This is a genomic window from Pseudomonas gingeri, assembly GCF_013385635.1.
In the GTDB taxonomy this organism is placed as follows: Bacteria; Pseudomonadota; Gammaproteobacteria; order Pseudomonadales; family Pseudomonadaceae; genus Aquipseudomonas; species Aquipseudomonas gingeri_A.
Genome location: NZ_JACAPR010000007.1, coordinates 504757 through 523816 on the forward strand (window position 1 = coordinate 504757; position 19060 = coordinate 523816).

Below are 19060 nucleotides of genomic sequence, written 5' to 3' on the forward strand. Positions count from 1 at the left end.
ACATTTTGCCCCTTGCGTACTCGTACTCGTCCTTGAATACGAGTCGAACACGCGTGAAGTTAACGCGTTCAGTTTTCCGTTTACGGTTTAACCGAACAAAAGTACCCATTGGGTACTTCCGTTCCATTTATCACGGTTGCAACATCGGATAAGTAAAGAATACGAAGTGCAGTGTATTAAGCGCGACATGGGTGGCGATGGCCGCCGCCAAACCGCCAAAACGGTAGGCCAGACCATAGCCGACACCCGCCAGTGTCGCCAGTAACACCCATTGCCAACCGGCGCCCAGGTGCGTCAGGCCGAAGATCAGCGCGGCGCCCAGCAACGCCAGGGTTTCGCCCCGGGGCAGGGATCTGAAGCAGCGGCTCAGGCCGCCCTGGATATAGCCGCGAAACAGCACTTCCTCGACCAGGCTCACCAGCAGCAGGTTGTTCAGCAGCCACAGCCAGCCCTGTTCCGGCCATTTCGGTGCCCAGCCGACGATGCCCAGGGTGACGGCGCCGCCGAGGGCCAGCAGCGACGTCACGGTCCCGGCAATCGCCGTGGTGCCCAGCACCCGTGCCGGCGAGCGGCGCCTGACCAGCCACGGGCAGACCAGCAGCAGCCAGAAGCCGATCAACGGTTTATCCAGATTGAGGTACATCGTGAACGGCACGGCGTCCGGGGTGAGGCGCACCGCGCTGATCATCCGGCCGTTCTGGAAGCCCGGCAGCCCGTGCAGGGCCAGGCCGATGGCGACCAGAAGGAACAGGCCGTGGCCGAGGTAGCGAACCGGGCGATTGCGTTGCTGGAATGCCGCGGCGCCCGTAGCCAGCAGCAGGGCCAGGGCGATCAGGCTGGGCACGCCCAGATGGCCCACGCTCAAGGCCAGGGCATAACCAAGGGAAAGCAGGGCCAGGTAGGCCCAGGGCAGCGCAGACATGCAGGGTCCTCGAGTCGTTGGAGAGCAACGTGGTCGTATGGGCGGGCGATTATAACGTGCGTCCCAGAGCGCCTGGCTAATGAAAAAACACCGGCGGGGCCGGTGTTTTTTCAACGACGCTCGAAAGAGACTACGGTTGTGCGGGAGGCGGATATTTGCCGTGACTTGCTACGATCTTCAGGGGCTCCTTGAATTTCGAGCCTTTCAAGGGCAGGTCCGGCAAGAGGCCATTTTCGGCAGGACCTTTGATCAGGAAGATATTGTCACCCGAGAGCCCCAGGCCGGAGATCTTGTGCAAGGTCCAACCTTCCGGCAGTTCGGAAGTTCTCAGTTCGAAATAATGCGAGGCTCGGGCTTTCTGTTGCGTGCGACCGTGCAACTTGCCAAAGATACTCTGGGAAAGTTTCTCGTGCGGGAGGCTGCCCGGTGCCAGGTCGGTTACATAGATGCCGTAATCGGTCCGGGTAAAGTCACCCAACGGACTTTGCCGGGTGACCGGCAGGTGCATGTGCAAGGCAGTACCGTAGCCACTTCCGCGAATAGCGGCGTATTTATCACGACCCATGTACTTGTACATGAACTCGCTCCACTCCGATCTTGGAATTTCCTGGCTTTTCAAACCTGGACAATGAGGAACGCTAGCGAAATGTCGCGTTGTCGCGGGCGGCGAATCGGGGCTTTCCGGCGCTGGGCGTTTAAGTCTTGAAATCGTAGGTGCTTGTGCTTCCTGTAAGGCTGTCTCATGCAGTTTTTTCCATGAGGGTGATTGAAGCGTGTCACCTTGCATGTGCAGATAGAATTTATTGCGCAGCGCAGAGCTTGGAAGGAGGCTTTCTATCTTTTCATGGTAATGAATGAGTTGTCTGGGAGTGAGCGCCGCCCAGTTGTTATCCCGATCACGGACAGCAATGCTCCAGCTTTCGTCCGGACTCTGCACCAGGAATTTTTGCGTGAACACAGCCTCTGACTGACTATTGGTCTTCTTTTTATAGGCTGCGTGCACTTCGACGGAGTTTGTCTCCGGTATCCGTTTTACCAGGATTTCCGGGGTGTCTGAGCCCAGGAAGAAATCGAGTTTGGGAATGGACCTGACAGGTCGCGTATCCTTGAGAGGAATGCAGCCTAGTGTTCGAATCGACAGCATTTTGTCGAATGCAAGCCTGGTCGCACGGGGGATGCGAAGAACAGGTGGCGGACAGCCGTTGTGCTGCTGGAACCTGCCGGCGATATGGCTTCCTGCCGAGTCAAGTTGCTGCTTGAACGCCTGCCTGGCGTTGTTCAGCACATCCATGGCCTGTCCTGCGCTACTGCGTACGTTATGCCAGAGCTTGTTGACCGCACGGACAAGTGTCCGTGGGCTGTACAGGGGAAGGGGCGAAGCGGAAAAAATACTCTCGCCAACGGCATAAGTCAGTTGCAGGCCGCTTTTGCGCAGGCCTTGGCGGAAGGCCCGGTCCGCCAGGCCGGCGCTGACGCCACGGCCTACATTATTCAGGGTCTGCCACAACCCCCCGAGGGTGGTTCTGCGGACAGTCTGTCCCGCCGCGGTGGTGAGTGCGTGCTGGCCGATGGAAAGAACCTGGCTTTTCAACCCTTGGCCGAGGGACGTTTGCAGGCCTGCTCGAACCGCCGTGCCCAATGTCTTGATGGCGGAGCCCACGCCTTTGGCTCCAGGCAGGGCGGTGAGTGCGATCTCCAGCGTAAGGCCCAGGTGGTCTTCGTTGCTGCGCTCGGCGGCGGGTTTGGCAAAGTAGTCGTAGAAGGGGATAAGCGACAGGAGGCTGAAGCGTTCTCCCCGATTGCGCGGCGGCAGGGTATTTTGCTCCTTGGAATAATCGACCTCCCATACCATAGGCGTATCCCATATGGGTTGGACCAGCTTGTCTATTATCTGCCGGGCTGTGCTGCCCGGATCGCTTGGACAAAGTCTGGCTGCGTTCAACCCGGCGTGCCATTCACCGGCTTCCAGTCCGACACCGGCAGGAATCCCGGACCTTACCAGCCTGCCTCCGGCCGAGGCCGGCTTGGGCAGCAGCATCGCGGAGCGGCTCCAGATATCGATCCAGCTGGCCCCCAACCCGTTATCCGACTTGAGGATATCCAGGAACTGGCTTGGCTTGCCCAGCAGTGGCTCGAGTTCGACGACGGCCAATGTGCCGGCCTTGTAGAACAATGAGTTGCGTGACGAGGGGGCGAGAATGCGCCAGCGTCCGGTATTGAGGGTATGCAGTTTTTGCAGCGGCAGGCCTTGAAAGAGAAATTCAAGTTGCGACTTTATAACGGGGTGGTATCTCTTTCTGTAGTCGGTAGAGTCGGCCGTGAATTTTTCGAGAAGTGCGTTTCTCTGGGCAATGAAAAAGTCGTATCGCACCATGTTCATACCGCAGAGGAAGGCGTCCAGGGTGCTGATGTCCTGATCCCCGAAGCGCGCGTCGGGATCAGTTCCCAGGGCCCAGAGTTGTACGCTGGCCATGGTGCGCAGGTCCGGTGCCTGCTCATGTTTCACCGACAGCAGATGGGCCTGGTTTCGCTCTTCTGCTTCCTTGGTCAGGTTGAGCCACTCCATGGCGTTTTCATAACCCCAGGCACGCGCGGTAGCTGCGGTCTGTTCGCCCAGGATCAGCCCGCTCAACTCACTGAGTGGATTCTGCGCCGGCCCCTTGGCTGGAAAGACCCTCTCGGCGTCGTGCATGTCCTGCGAGTCGATATCGATGCCGCTCTGCCTGGCGATATCCCTGGCCATTGTCACCACTTCGGCGACCGAAAAGGCCATCGAGGCGCGGGGATTGATTTCGTTCAGCAGTCTTGCGGCCCAACGCAGGGTGATGGCGGCAGGATCACTTTGATAATTCAGGGTCAGGCCGTCGCTGTCCCGCAGGAACAGTTCCGGGCGTGCGCGTTGCAGCAGAAGACCCGCGAGAAAGGTGGCGTGTCCTTGCCGGTCGGTCACTGTCTTGTGCATGAGGCGTTCATGGATGGGCGCAAGCAAGCGCTCCTTGAGTTGCCCCCAGGTCTGGACCTCGGCATCCGGGGCGGTGCTGGTGAGCTCGGGGCCCAGCTGCCACAGGTCGTTCACCGCCGGCCAGGCGATATTCAGCAGCGCTTCCACCAGCAGGTAGGCTTGCTCGCCCGGCGTCGCCGTTGCGGGGGCCTGGGTCATTTTCGCGGTCCATTCACGGAATGTCGGCAAGCCTTGCAGCAGTTGGTAGTGTTCGAACGTGTTCCATGCCGGCAGTGCCTGGATAAAGGCGGCACTCAGGCCGATCTTGTCGAGCAGGCGTGAGGCGAATGCCGGTGTCGAGGTGGTTTCTTCAATGGCATCCAGCAGTTGTTGTTGATTGGCCGCGAACGTCGCGTCTGGATCCTCCAGAAGGAGCAGAGTCTCCGGAAAAGGGATCTCGGCAGGTCTCGGTTGTTCGGCCCCGGGTAGCCAGGCACTGGCGGGAATGTACTGTCGTGTCAGCAGGGTGCTGCGGAAAACCAGTTCCAGCAAATCCGTTTGCGGATGAGCGGCTACCCAGGGTGCAATAAATGCCGGTATCGGGGACAGTCCGTTGTCTGCAATAACCACCGCGGGTGCAGCCAGACTGTGCACCAGTCGACGAAGAATATCCCAGGCCCCTTCGGCCGATTGGATCTGTATGCCGGTGAAATCTGACAGGAGGGCGTGGAGATCCGCTTTACGACAGAGAGATGAGAGTGCCAGGGTGGCGTCATCGATGGTCGATACGTGTTTCAGCGCCATCAATGGCGTCGGCCTTATCCCAGTCGTATCGTGGTGCGTGGCTACGTAAGGATAGAAGGCATAAGGGTAGAGTGCCTCGGTAATACGGTGAATCCGGCCCCAGCGTTCATTGGCCAGGGCACGCAGTTTTTCCTGACTCAGCACGCTGGCACAAGGGTCCTGGGGAAGGATGGAGAAAATCGATTCCTCGTCTGGCTCCGAGAGCGCCTTTAGCGTGCTTTCGACCTGCCTCAGGCCTCCGGCATGAGCGTCCAGGGCAATGCGCTGAAGTCCCAGTGCGAAATGCATGTCCACCTGCTCCGAGCCCTCGGGGATCGGTAGGGTCAGCACATTGTCCGATCGCCTGTTTCCAGCACCCTCGATATTTTCCGGGTCAACCGACCAGAGTTCGCTGTCGATGTGAAAAGGCGCCAGGGTATCATCGTACGACCAGCGGGCCATGGCATAGGCGGTCAATCGCAAGTCGCTTCGGGTGCCGATCTGGCTGGCGTATTCAGGCAGCATTTCCTTGAGCAGCCTGGCAGAGAAAGTTTGCACGTCCGCACGTTCGAGAAAACGCAGGCAACGCAACAGCAGGTCTTTTTCGCTCTTGAAGGGACTTTTGTCGATACTGCCCAGGTTTTTGCTGATCCAGTCACTGAACAGCAGATAGTGTTCCCGGTAGTTACCGTGGGTAGTGGCGGCATCGACGGCATCCATGAACGCTTCCCGCGATGAATACAGGAGATTGTTGCGCGCCGAGGAGTACCAGGAGACCTCGACGTTGTTCGCGGTGTAGAGGCGTCCGTCAGGCAGGGGACGTGAACTGTTTTCTGCCGCGTCGGCCAACAGGACCCGGGCCCGGTTGGCGATCCCGATCAGCGGCTGGCTGATGTCGGCCCAATAACTCTTCGGACCTGCGTACTGATCATCGGACAGGAAGTCATCCGGCAGGTTGTTCTCCGTCTTGAATAACCCGAAGGCGTGGGTGAGATAACTGTCTGTCTTGTCCAGCAGTGTGCGAAGAGTGGCCGAGGGCTGGCTATATTCATCTTTCTCGATAAGCAATACTGAGTTGACGACATCATTGAGCGATGCTGAAAGACCGCCCGTTATGCCAGCCTGGTCGACTATCGACAGAAACGAGGCTTCTGCGGCGGCAAGGCAGCTTTGTGCGGTGTATTCCTGTGCCGACGGTCCGGGTTCGAGTTGTGGTTGCGAAGCCTCCTGGCTTTTATCGGTTTTCAAAATTTTATGTTCGCGTTGTATTGAAACCATATCCATATGCGTTCTCTTGTTCTGGTTGTGGCGTGTTTTCTCCATCTTAGGATTTGTTTGATTTTAGTTGAAGGTGGGGAGGTTCGTGTCGTGTTACTTGTGCGCGTGAGAAAAAAACCAACAGGGGAGGGAAACTGTTTGGTTGCTTGTAAGATCAATATTCAGGAGTTAAAGACAAGGATTGCAATCAACATACTTAGGAATACGCACCGGCCAGTGCCGGTGCGTATTCACGCTACATGACAGGCGCCCATCAAGAAGCAATCAGTTGCCGCAATACATAGTGCAGGATGCCCCCGGCCTTGAAGTATTCCACTTCGTTAAGCGTGTCGATCCGACATAACACGTCGATCTTTTCCTGGCTGCCGTCCTCACGGGTCAGGGTCAGCGGCAGGTTCATCCGCGGTTGCAATTCAACTCCGCTCAAACCCCCGATACTCAGGGTTTCCTTACCGGTGAGCTTCAGGCTCTTGCGGTTCTGATCGAGCTTGAATTGCAGCGGCAGCACACCCATGCCCACCAGGTTGGAGCGGTGGATACGCTCGAAGCTCTCGGCGATCACCGCCTTGACCCCGAGCAGGTTGGTGCCCTTGGCCGCCCAGTCGCGGCTGGAGCCGGTGCCGTATTCCTGGCCGGCAATCACCACCAGCGGCGTGCCTTCGGTCTGGTAACGCATGGCGGCATCGTAGATCGCCAGTTTTTCCCCCGAAGGGACGTGCAGGGTATTGCCGCCTTCCTCGCCGCCGAGCATTTCATTACGGATGCGGATATTGGCGAAGGTGCCGCGCATCATCACTTCATGGTTGCCGCGTCGTGAGCCGTAGGAGTTGAAGTCCCGCGGTTCCACGCCCTGTTCGCGCAGGTAGCGGCCGGCGGGGCTGTCGGCCTTGATATTGCCGGCGGGGGAGATATGGTCGGTGGTCACCGAGTCGCCCAGCAGCGCCAGCACCCGGGCGCCGTGGATGTCCTCGACCACCGGCAGCGGACCGGTGATATCGTCGAAGAACGGCGGGTGCTGAATATAGGTCGAGTCTTTCTGCCAGACATAGGTGGCCGCCTGGGGGACTTCGATCGCCTGCCACTGGGCGTCACCGGCAAACACTTCGGCGTACTCCTTGTGGAACATCGCGGTATCGACCTGGGCCACGGCGTCGGCGATTTCCTTCTGGCTCGGCCAGATATCGCGCAGGTACACCGGCTTACCATCGGTGCCGGTACCCAGCGGGTCGCGGCTGATATCGATACGCACGCTGCCCGCCAGGGCGTAGGCCACCACCAGCGGTGGCGAGGCCAGCCAGTTGGTCTTGACCAGCGGATGCACCCGGCCTTCGAAGTTGCGGTTGCCGGACAGCACCGAGGCGACGGTCAGGTCCGATTGCTGGATAGCCTTCTCGATCGGTTCCGGCAGCGGCCCGGAGTTGCCTATGCAGGTGGTACAGCCGTAACCCACCAGGGCAAAACCCAGCTCATCGAGGTAGCGGGTGAGGCCGGCGGCCTTGTAGTAGTCGGTGACCACCTTGGAACCGGGGGCGAGCGAGCTCTTGACCCATGGTTGGCGCTTCAGGCCTTTTTCCACGGCCTTCTTCGCCACCAGCCCGGCGGCCATCATCACGCTCGGATTGGAGGTGTTGGTGCAGGAGGTAATGGCGGCAATCACCACCGCGCCATCCTTCAGGCGGTAGGTATGGCCTTCATAGCTGTAGTCGACACCGCCGACCTGATCCGCATTGCCGACGGCGACACCGCCTCCGCCTTCGCTTTCCAGGCGACCTTCCTCCTTGCTGGCGGGTTTGAGCTGCAAGCCGATGAAGTCGTTGAAGGCCTGGGCGACATTCGGCAGCGAGACCCGGTCCTGCGGGCGTTTCGGCCCGGCCAGGCTGGCCTCGACGCTGCCCATGTCGAGTGCCAGGCTGTCGCTGAACAGCGGCTCCTTGCCCGGCAGGCGCCAGAGCCCCTGGGCCTTGCTGTAGGCCTCGACCAGTTCCACGGTCGCCGCCGGCCGGCCGGACAGGCGCAGATAGTCGAGGGTGACCTCGTCCACCGGGAAGAAACCGCAGGTGGCGCCGTACTCCGGCGCCATGTTGGCAATGGTCGCGCGGTCCGCCAGGGGCAGTTCGGCCAGGCCATCGCCATAGAACTCGACGAATTTGCCGACCACGCCTTTCTTGCGCAGCATCTGCGTGACCGTCAGCACCAGGTCGGTGGCGGTGATGCCTTCCTTGAGCTTGCCGGTGAGCTTGAAGCCGATCACTTCGGGAATCAGCATCGACACCGGCTGGCCGAGCATCGCCGCTTCCGCCTCGATGCCGCCGACGCCCCAGCCGAGCACGCCGAGGCCGTTGATCATGGTGGTGTGGGAGTCGGTGCCGACCAGGGTGTCGGGGAAGGCATAGGTGCGGCCGTCCTCGTCCCTGGTCCAGACCGTGCGCCCCAGGTATTCGAGGTTGACCTGATGGCAGATGCCGGTGCCCGGCGGCACCACGCTGAAGTTGTCGAAGGCGCTCTGGCCCCAGCGGAGGAAGGCGTAGCGTTCACCGTTGCGCTCCATCTCGATATCGACGTTCTGGCCGAAGGCCGCCGCGGTGGCGAACTTGTCGACCATTACCGAGTGATCGATCACCAGGTCGACCGGGGACAGCGGGTTGATCCGCTGCGGATCGCCACCGGCCCTGGCCATGGCGGCACGCATGGCGGCCAGGTCGACCACCGCGGGCACGCCGGTGAAGTCCTGCATCAGGACCCGGGCCGGCCGGTACTGGATTTCCCGGTCGGAACCGCGTGTCTTGAGCCAGGCGGCGATGGCCTTGAGGTCGGCGCCGGTGACGGTCTTGCCGTCCTCCCAGCGCAGCAGGTTTTCCAGCAGCACCTTGAGCGACATCGGCAGTTTGTCCAGGTCGCCGAGTGAGCGGGCGGCTTGCGGCAGGCTGAAGTAGTGGTAGGTCTTGGCGCCTACATCCAGGGTTTTAAGGGTTTTCAGGCTATCGAGGGATGACATGAAATGACTCCTTGAGGCCCGCACGGCACGGGCCGGGTGGAACGAGCAGAGCCTTGAATCTAGCTCCGTTCGGGGGATCTGGCTAATCACTGGACTCTATGGGGCAGTCCAAGGTTCCGAACTCGGCTATCATGCGCGGGTTTTCGTGACAGGCTTGGCTTCACTTGTAGGAGCCGGCTTGCCGGCGATGAGGCCGGAGAGTCTGCGGGATCCGTTCAAGCCTTCTCGTCACCGCCGCCCAGCCCAGGAATTTTTTGTGAACACCCTCTTTATGCACTGCCGGCCAGGCTTCGAAGGTGAAGTCTGTTCCGAGATTTCCGAGCATGCCGCGAACCTGAATGTCGCCGGTTACGCCAAGGCCAAGGCCAGCAGCGCCTATGCCGAATTCGTCTGCACCGAGGACGATGGCGCCGCGCGGCTGATGGCCGGCCTGCATTTTGCCGACCTGATCTTCCCACGCCAGTGGGCCCGGGGCAGTTTCATCGACTTGCCGGAAACCGACCGTATCAGCGTGATCCTCGCCCAATTGGCGACGTTTCCGCTCTGCGGCAGCCTCTGGCTGGAAGTGGTCGATACCAACGACGGCAAGGAACTGTCGAATTTCTGCAAGAAATTCGAAGGCCCGTTGCGCAAGGCCCTGACCCAGGCCGGCAAGCTGGTGGAGGATGCCGACAAGCCGCGCCTGCTGCTGACCTTCAAGAGCGGTCGGGAAGTCTTCCTGGGCATGGCCGGCGCGGACAATTCGGCGATGTGGCCGATGGGCATCCCGCGCCTGAAGTTTCCCAAGGATGCGCCGAGCCGCTCGACCCTCAAGCTGGAAGAAGCCTGGCATCACTTCATTCCCCGCGATCAGTGGGAAGAGCGGCTCAATGGCGACATGACCGGCGTCGACCTCGGCGCGGCTCCCGGCGGCTGGACCTGGCAACTGGTCAATCGCGGCATGCTGGTGACCGCCATCGACAACGGCCCGATGGCCGAAAGCCTGATGGACACCGGCCTGGTCCAGCACCTGATGGCCGACGGCTTTACCTTCAAGCCGAAACAGCCGGTGGACTGGATGGTCTGCGACATCGTCGAAAAGCCGGCGCGCAACGCCGCGTTGCTGGAAACCTGGATCGGCGAGGGCCATTGCCGCGAAGCGGTGGTCAACCTCAAGTTGCCGATGAAGCAGCGTTATGCCGAGGTCCGGCGCCTGCTGGAGCGTATCGAGGAAGGCTTCAAGGCCCGTGGCATCAAGGTGGCGATCGGCTGCAAGCAGCTGTATCACGACCGTGAGGAAGTGACCTGCCATCTACGTCGACTGGATGTGAAAAAGCCGCGATAATAGCGAACCGGTTTCAGGAGTGAAGTATGACCCAGCCCCACGACCCAAGCGTTGACGGCACCCTAGACGCCACCGGCCTCAACTGCCCCGAGCCGGTGATGATGCTGCACCAGCATATCCGCGACCTGCAGCCCGGCGGCCTGCTCAAGGTGATTGCCACCGATCCGTCGACCCGTCGCGATATCCCCAAGTTCTGCGTGTTTCTCGACCACCAGTTGGTGGAGCAACGGGAAGAAGCCGGTACCTACCTGTACTGGATCCGCAAGAAACTCGACTAAACGGCCATAACCTGTAGGAGCCGGCTTGCCGGCGATTGCGTCCGGACAGGCGCCGCAAGGCTCAAGGGCTTCTTCGGGGGCAAGCCCCCTCCCACACAAGCCGGCTCCTACAGGGTTTGCGGGAGCCGCGCCGCGTGTATCCGGATCCGCTTGCGCGCACTGCGTGCCAGGCGGATCGACAGCATCACCGCCGCGCACGACAGCCCGACGATCAATCCTATCCATAGCCCGCTGGGGCCACGTGGCGCACCGAGCCAGTCGGTCAAGCCGAGGATGTAACCCACCGGCAGGCCGATTCCCCAATAGGCGAACAGGGTCAGGATCATGGTCACCCGAGTGTCCTGGTAGCCGCGCAACGCCCCGGCGGCGGTGACCTGGATCACGTCCGAAAACTGGAAAAGCGCGGCATACACAATCAGCATGCTCGCCACCTGGATCACCACCGGATCGCGGGTGTAGATCGTCGCGATAGGTTCGCGCAACAACAGCATCAGGCCGGCGGAAATACAGCCGTAGACCAGCGCCGTGGCCACTCCGACCCCGGCGGTGAAACGCGCTTCACGGGGCTGTTCACGTCCCAGCGCCTGGCCGACGCGCACGGTGATGGCCATGCCGATGGAGTAGGGGACCATGAACACCAGCCCGCTCATGTTCAGGGCGATCTGATGCCCGGCCACCACATGGGCGCCGAGGCTGCCGATCAGCAGGGCGATCACCGCGAAGATGCTCGACTCGGCGAAGACCGCGATGCCGATGGGCAGGCCGATGCCCAGCAGGCGCTTGATCACCGGCCATTGCGGCCATTCGAAATGGCTGAACAGCTGGCTCGGCTGATAGACCTTGGCCCAGCGCACCCAGCCGGCCATGCCGAACAGCATCACCCACATCACGATCGCCGTGGCCCAGCCGCAACCGGGGCCGCCCAGGGCCGGCACGCCGAGATGGCCGTAGATGAAGATGTAGTTCAGCGGGATATTCAAGGCCAGCCCGCACAGGCCCAGGACCATGCTCGGGCGGGTGCGGCCCATGCCGTCGCTGCAGCAGCGCAGCACATGGTAGAGCGCCACGGTCGGCAGGCCGGTGCCGATGCCGCGCAGGTAGTCCATGCACGGGCCGATCAGTTGCGGATCGACCTTCATCAGGTGCAGCACCGGCTCGGCGTTGTAGAGGATCACGCCCGCGCCGAGGCCCACCACCAGCGCCAGCCACAGGGCCTGGCGCACCAGCGGGCCGATCTCGGCCGGAGTGCCGGCACCATGGCGCTGGGCGACTTTCGGCGTGGTCGCCAGCAGGATGCCGGTCATCAGCAGGAACACCGGTACCCAGATCGAATTGCCCAGCGCCACGGCCGCCAGGTCCCGGGGGCCGACGCGCCCGGCCATGACCGCGTCGACAAAGCCCATGGCGGTATGCGCCAGTTGGGCAATGATGATCGGCAGGGCCAGTCCCAGCAGGTTGCGTACTTCCAGGCGCACCCGCGCCGGGCGGCTGAGAGGGAGGGCGTCGGGGGACGTAGAGACGTTGCTCACCGTTGATGTATCCAAGTGTTGCCGAGAAAACCGCGCATTCTACGCATTGACGCAAGGGTCAGGAATTTTCCTGTTGTAGCGTATTTGTAAGGCGCCGCGCGTGGGGCGTGGGCTTTCTGTGCCGGACACCAATCGCCGACTGGCCGCGGCTGGCGATCTGCGCCACACTGCGGGTCCGCGAAAGGAGCCTGCCATGCTGATTGTTGCCGACGAGAATATCCCCCTGATCGATGCCTTTTTTGCCGGTTTCGGCGAGATCCGCCGCCTGCCGGGGCGTGCCATCGATCGCGCGGCGGTGGCCGGGGCGGACGTGCTGCTGGTGCGCTCGGTGACTCCGGTCAGCCGCGAACTGCTCGAAGGCAGCGCGGTGCGGTTTGTCGGCACTTGCACCATCGGTACCGATCACCTTGACCTGGAGTATTTCCAGGAGGCCGGCATCCACTGGTCCAGCGCCCCCGGCTGCAATGCCCGTGGCGTGGTCGACTACGTGCTGGGCAGCCTCCTGACCCTGGCCGAGATCGAGGGCGCCGAACTGGCCCGACGTACCTATGGCGTGATCGGTGCGGGCGAAGTCGGCGGGCGCCTGATCAAGGTCCTGCGCGGCCTGGGCTGGAAAGTGCTGGTCTGTGATCCGCCACGCCAGGCGGTCGAAGGCGGTGACTATGTCGACCTGGAGCAGATTATCGAGCAGTGTGACGTGATCAGCCTGCATACACCCCTGACCCGTTCCGGGGCGCTGTCGACCTGGCACCTGCTCGATCGTCAACGGCTGGAGCGACTCAGGCCCGGTACCTGGCTGATCAATGCCGCCCGTGGCCCGGTGGTGGATAACGCCGCCCTGCGCGATGTCCTGCTGGAGCGCGAAGACCTGCAGGCGGTGCTCGATGTGTGGGAAGCCGAGCCCCAGGTGGATGTCGAGCTGGCGGAACTCTGCGTGCTCGGTTCGCCGCATATCGGCGGCTACAGCCTCGACGGCAAGCAGCGCGGCACGGCGCAGATCTACCAGGCCTATTGTGCCTTTATCGACCAGGCACCGGTGGTCAGCCTCGATGACCTGTTGCCCGAGCCGGCATTGGCGCAAATCACCCTCAATGCCGACAGCGATCCCGCCTGGGCCATGGCGATGATCTGCCGCGCGGTGTACGACCCGCGCCGCGACGACGCGGATTTTCGTCGCAGCCTGACCGGCAATGTGGCCGAACAGCGGGTGGCGTTCGACCTGCTGCGCAAGCACTATCCCGAGCGGCGTGAAATCGAAGGGCTGGCGGTCAAGATCAACGGCGAGTCCGCGGCGTTGCGGCAGTTGGTCCTGGCCCTGGGCGCCGTGCTGGTCTGACGTCGTGTCAGGATCAACACGCACTGTGTAGGAGCCGGCTTGCCGGCGATGAGGCCCGTGACCTGCACCAGCCGACCGGACAGAAAAAACCCGGCATCAGGGCCGGGTCGATAAAAGAGTTCGGGCTATCAGTCTTGCTGCACAGGCTTGACCAATCGCTGTTCCAGTTCGCGGCACGCGTCCTGGATCATTTCTTCGGTGATCGGAACTTCGCGTCCTGCTGCGTCGATAATCGCGCAGCCCAGGGTTTCCGGCTTGGGATGACGAATCACCGGGATCTGGTTAGTGCTGTGTTGCAAGTCCATGGCCTGTCTCCATATTCAGGTGCTTGATCATCAGGTGCCTGACAAGTGTATAACCGCGGCATGACCAGGTTGTGACAACCTTCTACCGCACAACCCTGTCGCACAGCGCCGCATGACCAGTGCAACAGAAATGGCGCAGTGTCGCCAGCCGGGTGTTAGACCGATCTTTTCTAGGCGCTAGCGTTTGCGGTCATAATTAACCTGACTGATTGCGTTTTGCAGAAGTTCACTCGAACTTCGGTGTAGGCTCTGTTTATCCCATCACGGATCCGCCTCCATGCTTTCAGCTCGTCAACGCCGGGCCATCCGCCTGGCCAGCCGTTTTGTCGCCCCTTATCGCTGGCAGGCCATCGGTGCCTTGCTGGCGTTGATCGTCACCGCCGGCATCACCTTGTCCATGGGCCAGGGCATCCGCCTGTTGGTGGACAAGGGCTTCATGACCCAGTCGCCGCACCTGCTCAACCAGTCCATCGGCCTGTTCCTCCTGTTGGTGCTGGGGCTGGCGGTCGGTACGTTCGCGCGCTTCTACCTGGTGTCGTGGATCGGCGAGCGGGTGGTGGCCGATATTCGCCGGCAGGTTTTCAATCACTTGATCTACCTGCATCCGGGGTTCTACGAGAACAACCGCAGCTCGGAAATCCAGTCGCGACTGACCGCCGACACCACCTTGCTGCAATCGGTGATCGGTTCCTCCCTGTCGTTGTTCCTGCGCAACGCGCTGATGGTCATCGGCGGCGTGGTGCTGCTGTTCATTACCAACCCCAAGCTGACCAGTATCGTGGTGGTCGCCTTGCCGCTGGTGCTGGCGCCGATCCTGATCTTCGGGCGGCGGGTACGCAGCCTGTCGCGCCTGAGCCAGGACCGTATCGCCGATGTCGGCAGCTATGTGTCCGAAACCCTCGGCCAGATCAAGACCGTGCAGGCCTACAACCACCAGGTACAGGACGAGAAGCGCTTTGCGGTGACCGTCGAGGAGGCTTTCCAGACCGCGCGCAAGCGTATTGTCCAGCGGGCCTGGCTGATCACCCTGGTGATCGTGCTGGTGCTCGGCGCGGTGGGCGTCATGCTCTGGGTCGGAGGGATGGATGTGATCGCCGGGAAGATCTCCGGCGGTGAACTGGCGGCCTTTGTCTTCTACAGCCTGATCGTCGGTAGCGCCTTCGGCACCCTCAGCGAAGTGATCGGCGAACTGCAACGGGCGGCGGGCGCGGCGGAGCGCATCGGCGAGCTGCTGCAGGCGAGCAACGACATCACCGCACCGGCCAACGGCGGGGTACGACTGGCCGACCGGGTCAGCGGTGATCTGGTGCTGGAGAACCTGCGGTTCAGCTACCCGTCACGCCCTGACAGCTACGCCATCGACGGCCTCGACCTGACCGTCAAGGCCGGTGAAACCCTGGCGCTGGTGGGACCGTCGGGGGCGGGCAAGTCGACCCTGTTCGACCTGCTGCTGCGTTTCTATGACCCGCAACAGGGTCGCCTGCTGCTCGACGGACAAGCCCTGACCCAGCTCGACCCGCTCGATCTGCGCCGCTGTTTTGCCCTGGTGTCGCAAAGCCCGGCGCTGTTTTTCGGCAGCGTCGAGGAGAACATCCGCTATGGCAACCCGACGGCCAGCGACGAGCAGGTCCGCGAGGCGGCGCGGATCGCCCATGCCCATGACTTCATCCTGCAGATGCCGGACGGTTACCAGACCCACCTGGGTGATGGTGGCCTCGGCCTGTCCGGCGGCCAGCGCCAACGCCTGGCGATTGCCCGGGCGTTGCTGGTGGATGCGCCGATCCTGCTGCTGGACGAAGCCACCAGCGCCCTCGATGCCCAGAGCGAACACCTGATCCAGCAAGCCCTGCCCAGCCTGATGCAGGGCCGCACCACCCTGGTGATCGCCCACCGCCTGGCCACGGTACAGAACGCCGACCGGATCGCGGTGATGGACCAGGGCAAGCTGGTTGCCATTGGCACCCACGCCCAGTTGATCGCCAGTAATCCGCTGTATGCGCGCCTGGCGGCGTTGCAGTTCAATGTTCGGCAAAGCGGGGTTGTTGACGGCGGAGGCGTGGTGCAGTGATTACGTGACCCTACAAGTAACCGACCAGGTAGCGCGGCTGTTGGCCGTAGCCGATAAAGCTCCGGCGGATAGCGCAGGTGCTGAGTCCACCCCATAAAAAACGGCGCCCGCAGGCGCCGTTCTGGTACTGCCGCCTGACTCAGCGGTATTCGCACAGGTAAGCGGTTTCCACGGCGACTTTCAGTTGGAACTTGCTGTTGGCCGGTACATTGAACTGGCTGCCGCTGGCGAAGGTTTCCCAGTCGCTGCTGTCGGGCAGCCTGACGGTCAGGGCGCCGGACACCACGTGCATGATTTCACGCTGGGCGGTGCCGAACTCGTATTCGCCCGGAGCCATGACGCCGATGGTGGCCGCGCCTTCGGCTTGTGCGAAGGCAATCGACTTGACGGTGCCGTCGAAGTACTCGTTGACTTTAAACATGGGCGATTCCTCGAAATGAGCTGGAAAATTTGGCCGATCAGTATGCCGAAGCGGTTTTGCCTCGTCACGCGTTGAAAAGACGACTTCGCCCGCATTCTGTAGGAGCCGGCTTGCCGGCGATCACTATCCGGGCGTCGACATCGTGTCGCCTGATGGATTGCAATCGCCGGCAAGCCGGCTCCTACAGGGGCAACATGAGGCTCAGCGGCAACAACCGCGCGGTATTGCGCGCATCTTCCAGCGCCCGGTGCTGCTGTCCACTGAACTGCATGCCCGCCAGTTGCAGGGCGCCGTTCAGGCCCAGGGGTTTTTGCAGCTTGCGGGCCTTGGCGAAACGCTGTTTGAGGTTGGCGTGGGGGATCTGGCTCAACAGGCTGTTCAACTGCAGGAGACGCCAATCCTGTTCCAGTTGCCGACGGTCATAGTCGCCCCAGCTGGCCCAGCCTTCCAGGCGCTCCCGATGTTGGCCGAGCCAGCGCTCGAATCCTTCCCAGACCTGCGCCAGCGGCGCGGCGCCGTCGATGTTGGCCTGGGTGATATGCGTCAGTTCGCGGCAAAATGACGTCAGCAGCGGCCTGCGCAGGGGCCGTACGAAACGCTGGAAGTGGTCCAGCTCGCGGCCCTCGCGGTTGACCAGGGTCGCACCGATCTCGATGATTTCCATCTCCGCCAGCGGCCAGCCCCCGTCATCCGTCGTGGCTTCCAGATCAATCACCAGCCAGTGCGGCATCTCGAGCTCCGAAGACAGCATCCTAGTCGGCTCAGCGTAGCCAAAGCCAACGCATCCGCCTAGGCTCTCTGTGAAAACTGCCTGATCGCCGCCCGGCGAGTTTTCTTATGGCGCTCGGGGTGCTTATTCCACGACCAGCAGTATCTGCCGGTTTTTCACCTGGTCGCCCCGGCCCGCCTGTACGCGGCGCACCACGCCATCGATCGCGGCCTTCAGCGGATGTTCCATCTTCATCGCTTCGAGCACCATCAGCAGTTGGCCTTTGCGCACCTGGCTGCCTTCGCTGACCAATACCTCGACAATCGCGCCGTCCATGGGCGCCTTCACCGTGCCGGAACTGGCCGTGCCCCGGTTTTCCACCGGAGCCAGGCTCAGATCCCGCAGATGCAGGCTGCCAGGACGGGTGAACAGCCACAGCTGCTCGTCCTCCAGGCGATAGGCGTGCCGGCGCTGTATGCCATCCAGCTCGACCGTCACCCAGCGGCTGTCGCGCTCCAGCACGCGGACTTCGATTTCCCGGTCGGCATGGCGGACCCGCAGTGGGGTATTGGGGCTGACCAGCAGTTGCAGATCGACCGTGGTCTCGCCCAGGCCGAGGCGATAGTGCCGGGGAACGCCGGGGCCGTTGCGCCAGTTGGCGAGGCGGCCGGCATGGCGCGCCGCCCGTGCCTCATGGAACAGCACCGCCGCCAGCGCCAGTTCGGCACTGGATGGCTGATAGGCTTGCAGGCTCGGATCGGCGCTGAAGTGCTCGCCGATAAACGCGGTGCTGAAATCACCGGCGACAAACGTCGGGTGCCCGAGCAGGTTGGCCAGCAGGCGCTGGTTGCTGGCCAGGCCGAGCAGGACACAGTCCTCGACCGCTCGCAAGAGCTTGCGCCGGGCCTCTTCGCGGGTCGCGCCGTGGGCGATCAGCTTGCCCAGCAGCGGATCGTAGAACGGGCTGATGTCCTGGCCTTCGAGCAGACCGTGGTCGACCCGCACGCCGCCCGCCAAATCCGGTTCCCAGCCCAGCAGCTGCCCGGTTTGCGGCAGGAAGTCGCGGGTCGGATCTTCGGCATACAGGCGCACTTCGATGGCATGTCCCTGGAGCATGATCTGCTCCTGGCGCAAGGGCAGCGGCAGTCCCGCCGCGACATCGAGCTGCCAGGCCACCAGGTCGAGGCCGGTGATCAGCTCGGTGACCGGGTGCTCTACCTGCAGGCGTGTGTTCATTTCCAGGAAGTAGAAACGGCCACGGGCGTCCAGCAGGAACTCCACGGTCCCGGCCCCCACGTAGTTCACCGCGCGTCCGGCCTGCAAGGCTGCTTCGCCCATGGCCTGGCGCAGCGTTCCGGTCATCACCGGGCAGGGTGCTTCCTCGATGATCTTCTGGTGCCGGCGCTGGATCGAGCAATCGCGCTCGCCGAGGTACAGCAGGTTGCCGTACTGGTCGCCGAACAACTGTATTTCCACATGGCGCGGTTCGATCAGCGCCTGTTCGAGGATCAACTCGTCGTAGCCAAAGGCGTGCAGCGCCTCGGAGCGGGCGGTGCGCAGTTGTGCGAGCAGCTGCGCGGGGTCGTCGACCAGGCGCATGCCGCGCCCGCCGCCACCGGCACTGGCCTTGATCATCAACGGGTAGCCGATGCGTGTGGCTTCGCGGGCAAGGGTCGCGTCGTCCTGCTCGGCGCCCTGGTAGCCGGCGATACAGGGTACGCCAGCGGCAAGCATGGCGATTTTCGAGCGGCGCTTGTTGCCCATCAGGTCGATGGCTTCGGGGCTGGGGCCGATAAAGATGATGCCGACGTCCTGGCAGGCGCGGGCAAAGGCGGCGTTCTCCGAGAGAAAGCCATAGCCGGGGTGAATGGCGTCGGCTCCGCAGCGGCGGGCGGCGTCGAGCAGGGCGGCGCTATCGAGGTAGGACTGCGCGACCTGGGACGCACCGATGCACACGGCTTCATCGGCCAGCTGCACATGGCGGGCGCCGGCATCGGCCTCGCTGAACACCGCGACGGTCCGATAGCCCTGTGCCTTGGCCGTGCGGATCACCCGGCAGGCGATTTCGCCACGGTTGGCGATCAGGATCTTGTGAAAGGCGGGCATTGGCTGGGTCCTTTGGTTCTGTGTCGGTAATGGTGCCAACCCTTGTAGGCACCGACTTGCCGGCG

The 19060-nt window shown here is 62.4% G+C and carries 12 protein-coding genes; 4 read left to right on the forward strand and 8 right to left on the reverse strand.

Going from position 1 to position 19060, the window contains the following annotated elements:
• Positions 1-130 precede the first annotated feature (130 nt).
• The 3 genes from HX851_RS36010 to acnA all read right to left on the reverse strand — a co-directional run bounded on the left by HX851_RS36010 (position 131) and on the right by acnA (position 8919).
• Positions 131-922, reverse strand: a complete 792-nt coding sequence (locus HX851_RS36010) for a CPBP family intramembrane glutamic endopeptidase (protein WP_177064322.1) — start codon at positions 920-922, stop codon at positions 131-133.
• A 130-nt stretch (positions 923-1052) separates the two neighbouring features.
• A complete protein-coding gene (locus HX851_RS36015) occupies positions 1053-5930 on the reverse strand; it encodes a hypothetical protein (RefSeq protein WP_177064323.1) in 4878 nt (1625 codons plus the stop codon).
• Between the two features lie 247 nt (positions 5931-6177).
• Positions 6178-8919 carry an aconitate hydratase AcnA gene (gene acnA, locus HX851_RS36020; protein WP_177057357.1) on the reverse strand — a complete coding sequence of 914 codons (2742 nt, stop codon included), beginning with the start codon at positions 8917-8919 and terminating at the stop codon, positions 6178-6180.
• Positions 8920-9175: 256 nt separating this feature from the next.
• On the opposite strand from acnA, the gene rlmM reads away from it, so the two are divergent.
• Positions 9176-10243: a 23S rRNA (cytidine(2498)-2'-O)-methyltransferase RlmM gene (gene rlmM, locus HX851_RS36025; RefSeq protein WP_177064324.1), complete on the forward strand. Its 1068-nt coding sequence runs from the start codon at positions 9176-9178 to the stop codon at positions 10241-10243.
• A 26-nt stretch (positions 10244-10269) separates the two neighbouring features.
• On the forward strand, positions 10270-10521 hold the full coding sequence (gene tusA / locus HX851_RS36030) for a sulfurtransferase TusA (protein WP_177057355.1): 252 nt from the start codon (positions 10270-10272) through the stop codon (positions 10519-10521).
• A 107-nt stretch (positions 10522-10628) separates the two neighbouring features.
• On the opposite strand, the gene HX851_RS36035 is transcribed toward tusA, so the two are convergent.
• Positions 10629-12050: an MATE family efflux transporter gene (locus HX851_RS36035; protein ID WP_177064325.1), complete on the reverse strand. Its 1422-nt coding sequence runs from the start codon at positions 12048-12050 to the stop codon at positions 10629-10631.
• Between the two features lie 193 nt (positions 12051-12243).
• Here HX851_RS36035 and pdxB point away from each other — a divergent pair, with 193 nt between their 5' ends.
• Complete coding sequence (pdxB, locus tag HX851_RS36040; RefSeq protein WP_177064326.1) at positions 12244-13386, forward strand: 4-phosphoerythronate dehydrogenase PdxB; 1143 nt, start codon at positions 12244-12246, stop codon at positions 13384-13386.
• Between the two features lie 128 nt (positions 13387-13514).
• Here the strand turns inward: pdxB and HX851_RS36045 are convergent, their stop codons facing one another.
• Positions 13515-13691, reverse strand: a complete 177-nt coding sequence (locus HX851_RS36045; RefSeq protein WP_177057352.1) for a PA1571 family protein — start codon at positions 13689-13691, stop codon at positions 13515-13517.
• A 277-nt stretch (positions 13692-13968) separates the two neighbouring features.
• Here HX851_RS36045 and HX851_RS36050 point away from each other — a divergent pair, with 277 nt between their 5' ends.
• Positions 13969-15759, forward strand: a complete 1791-nt coding sequence (locus HX851_RS36050; RefSeq protein ID WP_177064327.1) for an ABC transporter transmembrane domain-containing protein — start codon at positions 13969-13971, stop codon at positions 15757-15759.
• A 139-nt stretch (positions 15760-15898) separates the two neighbouring features.
• Here HX851_RS36050 and ppnP read toward each other — a convergent pair whose 3' ends face one another.
• The 3 genes from ppnP to HX851_RS36065 all read right to left on the reverse strand — a co-directional run bounded on the left by ppnP (position 15899) and on the right by HX851_RS36065 (position 18995).
• The gene (ppnP, locus tag HX851_RS36055; protein ID WP_177064328.1) at positions 15899-16180 is read right to left on the reverse strand and encodes a pyrimidine/purine nucleoside phosphorylase; all 282 of its coding nucleotides are present in this window, start codon (positions 16178-16180) and stop codon (positions 15899-15901) included.
• Between the two features lie 181 nt (positions 16181-16361).
• Entirely contained in the window at positions 16362-16910 is a 549-nt protein-coding gene (locus tag HX851_RS36060; protein WP_177064329.1) for a 3'-5' exonuclease, read from the reverse strand.
• A gap of 123 nt (positions 16911-17033) precedes the next feature.
• A complete protein-coding gene (locus tag HX851_RS36065) occupies positions 17034-18995 on the reverse strand; it encodes an acetyl/propionyl/methylcrotonyl-CoA carboxylase subunit alpha (protein ID WP_177064330.1) in 1962 nt (653 codons plus the stop codon).
• Positions 18996-19060: the final 65 nt, after the last annotated feature.

Bases quoted from the DNA above. Each gene is read 5' to 3' on its own strand.
- HX851_RS36010 (WP_177064322.1), bottom strand. From the start codon at position 922: ATGTCTGCGCTGCCCTGGGCCTACCTGGCCCTGCTTTCCCTTGGTTAT.
- HX851_RS36015 (WP_177064323.1), bottom strand. From the start codon at position 5,930: ATGGATATGGTTTCAATACAACGCGAACATAAAATTTTGAAAACCGAT.
- acnA (WP_177057357.1), bottom strand. From the start codon at position 8,919: ATGTCATCCCTCGATAGCCTGAAAACCCTTAAAACCCTGGATGTAGGC.
- tusA (WP_177057355.1), top strand. From the start codon at position 10,270: ATGACCCAGCCCCACGACCCAAGCGTTGACGGCACCCTAGACGCCACC.
- pdxB (WP_177064326.1), top strand. From the start codon at position 12,244: ATGCTGATTGTTGCCGACGAGAATATCCCCCTGATCGATGCCTTTTTT.
- HX851_RS36045 (WP_177057352.1), bottom strand. From the start codon at position 13,691: ATGGACTTGCAACACAGCACTAACCAGATCCCGGTGATTCGTCATCCC.
- HX851_RS36050 (WP_177064327.1), top strand. From the start codon at position 13,969: ATGCTTTCAGCTCGTCAACGCCGGGCCATCCGCCTGGCCAGCCGTTTT.
- ppnP (WP_177064328.1), bottom strand. From the start codon at position 16,180: ATGTTTAAAGTCAACGAGTACTTCGACGGCACCGTCAAGTCGATTGCC.
- HX851_RS36060 (WP_177064329.1), bottom strand. From the start codon at position 16,910: ATGCCGCACTGGCTGGTGATTGATCTGGAAGCCACGACGGATGACGGG.
- HX851_RS36065 (WP_177064330.1), bottom strand. From the start codon at position 18,995: ATGCCCGCCTTTCACAAGATCCTGATCGCCAACCGTGGCGAAATCGCC.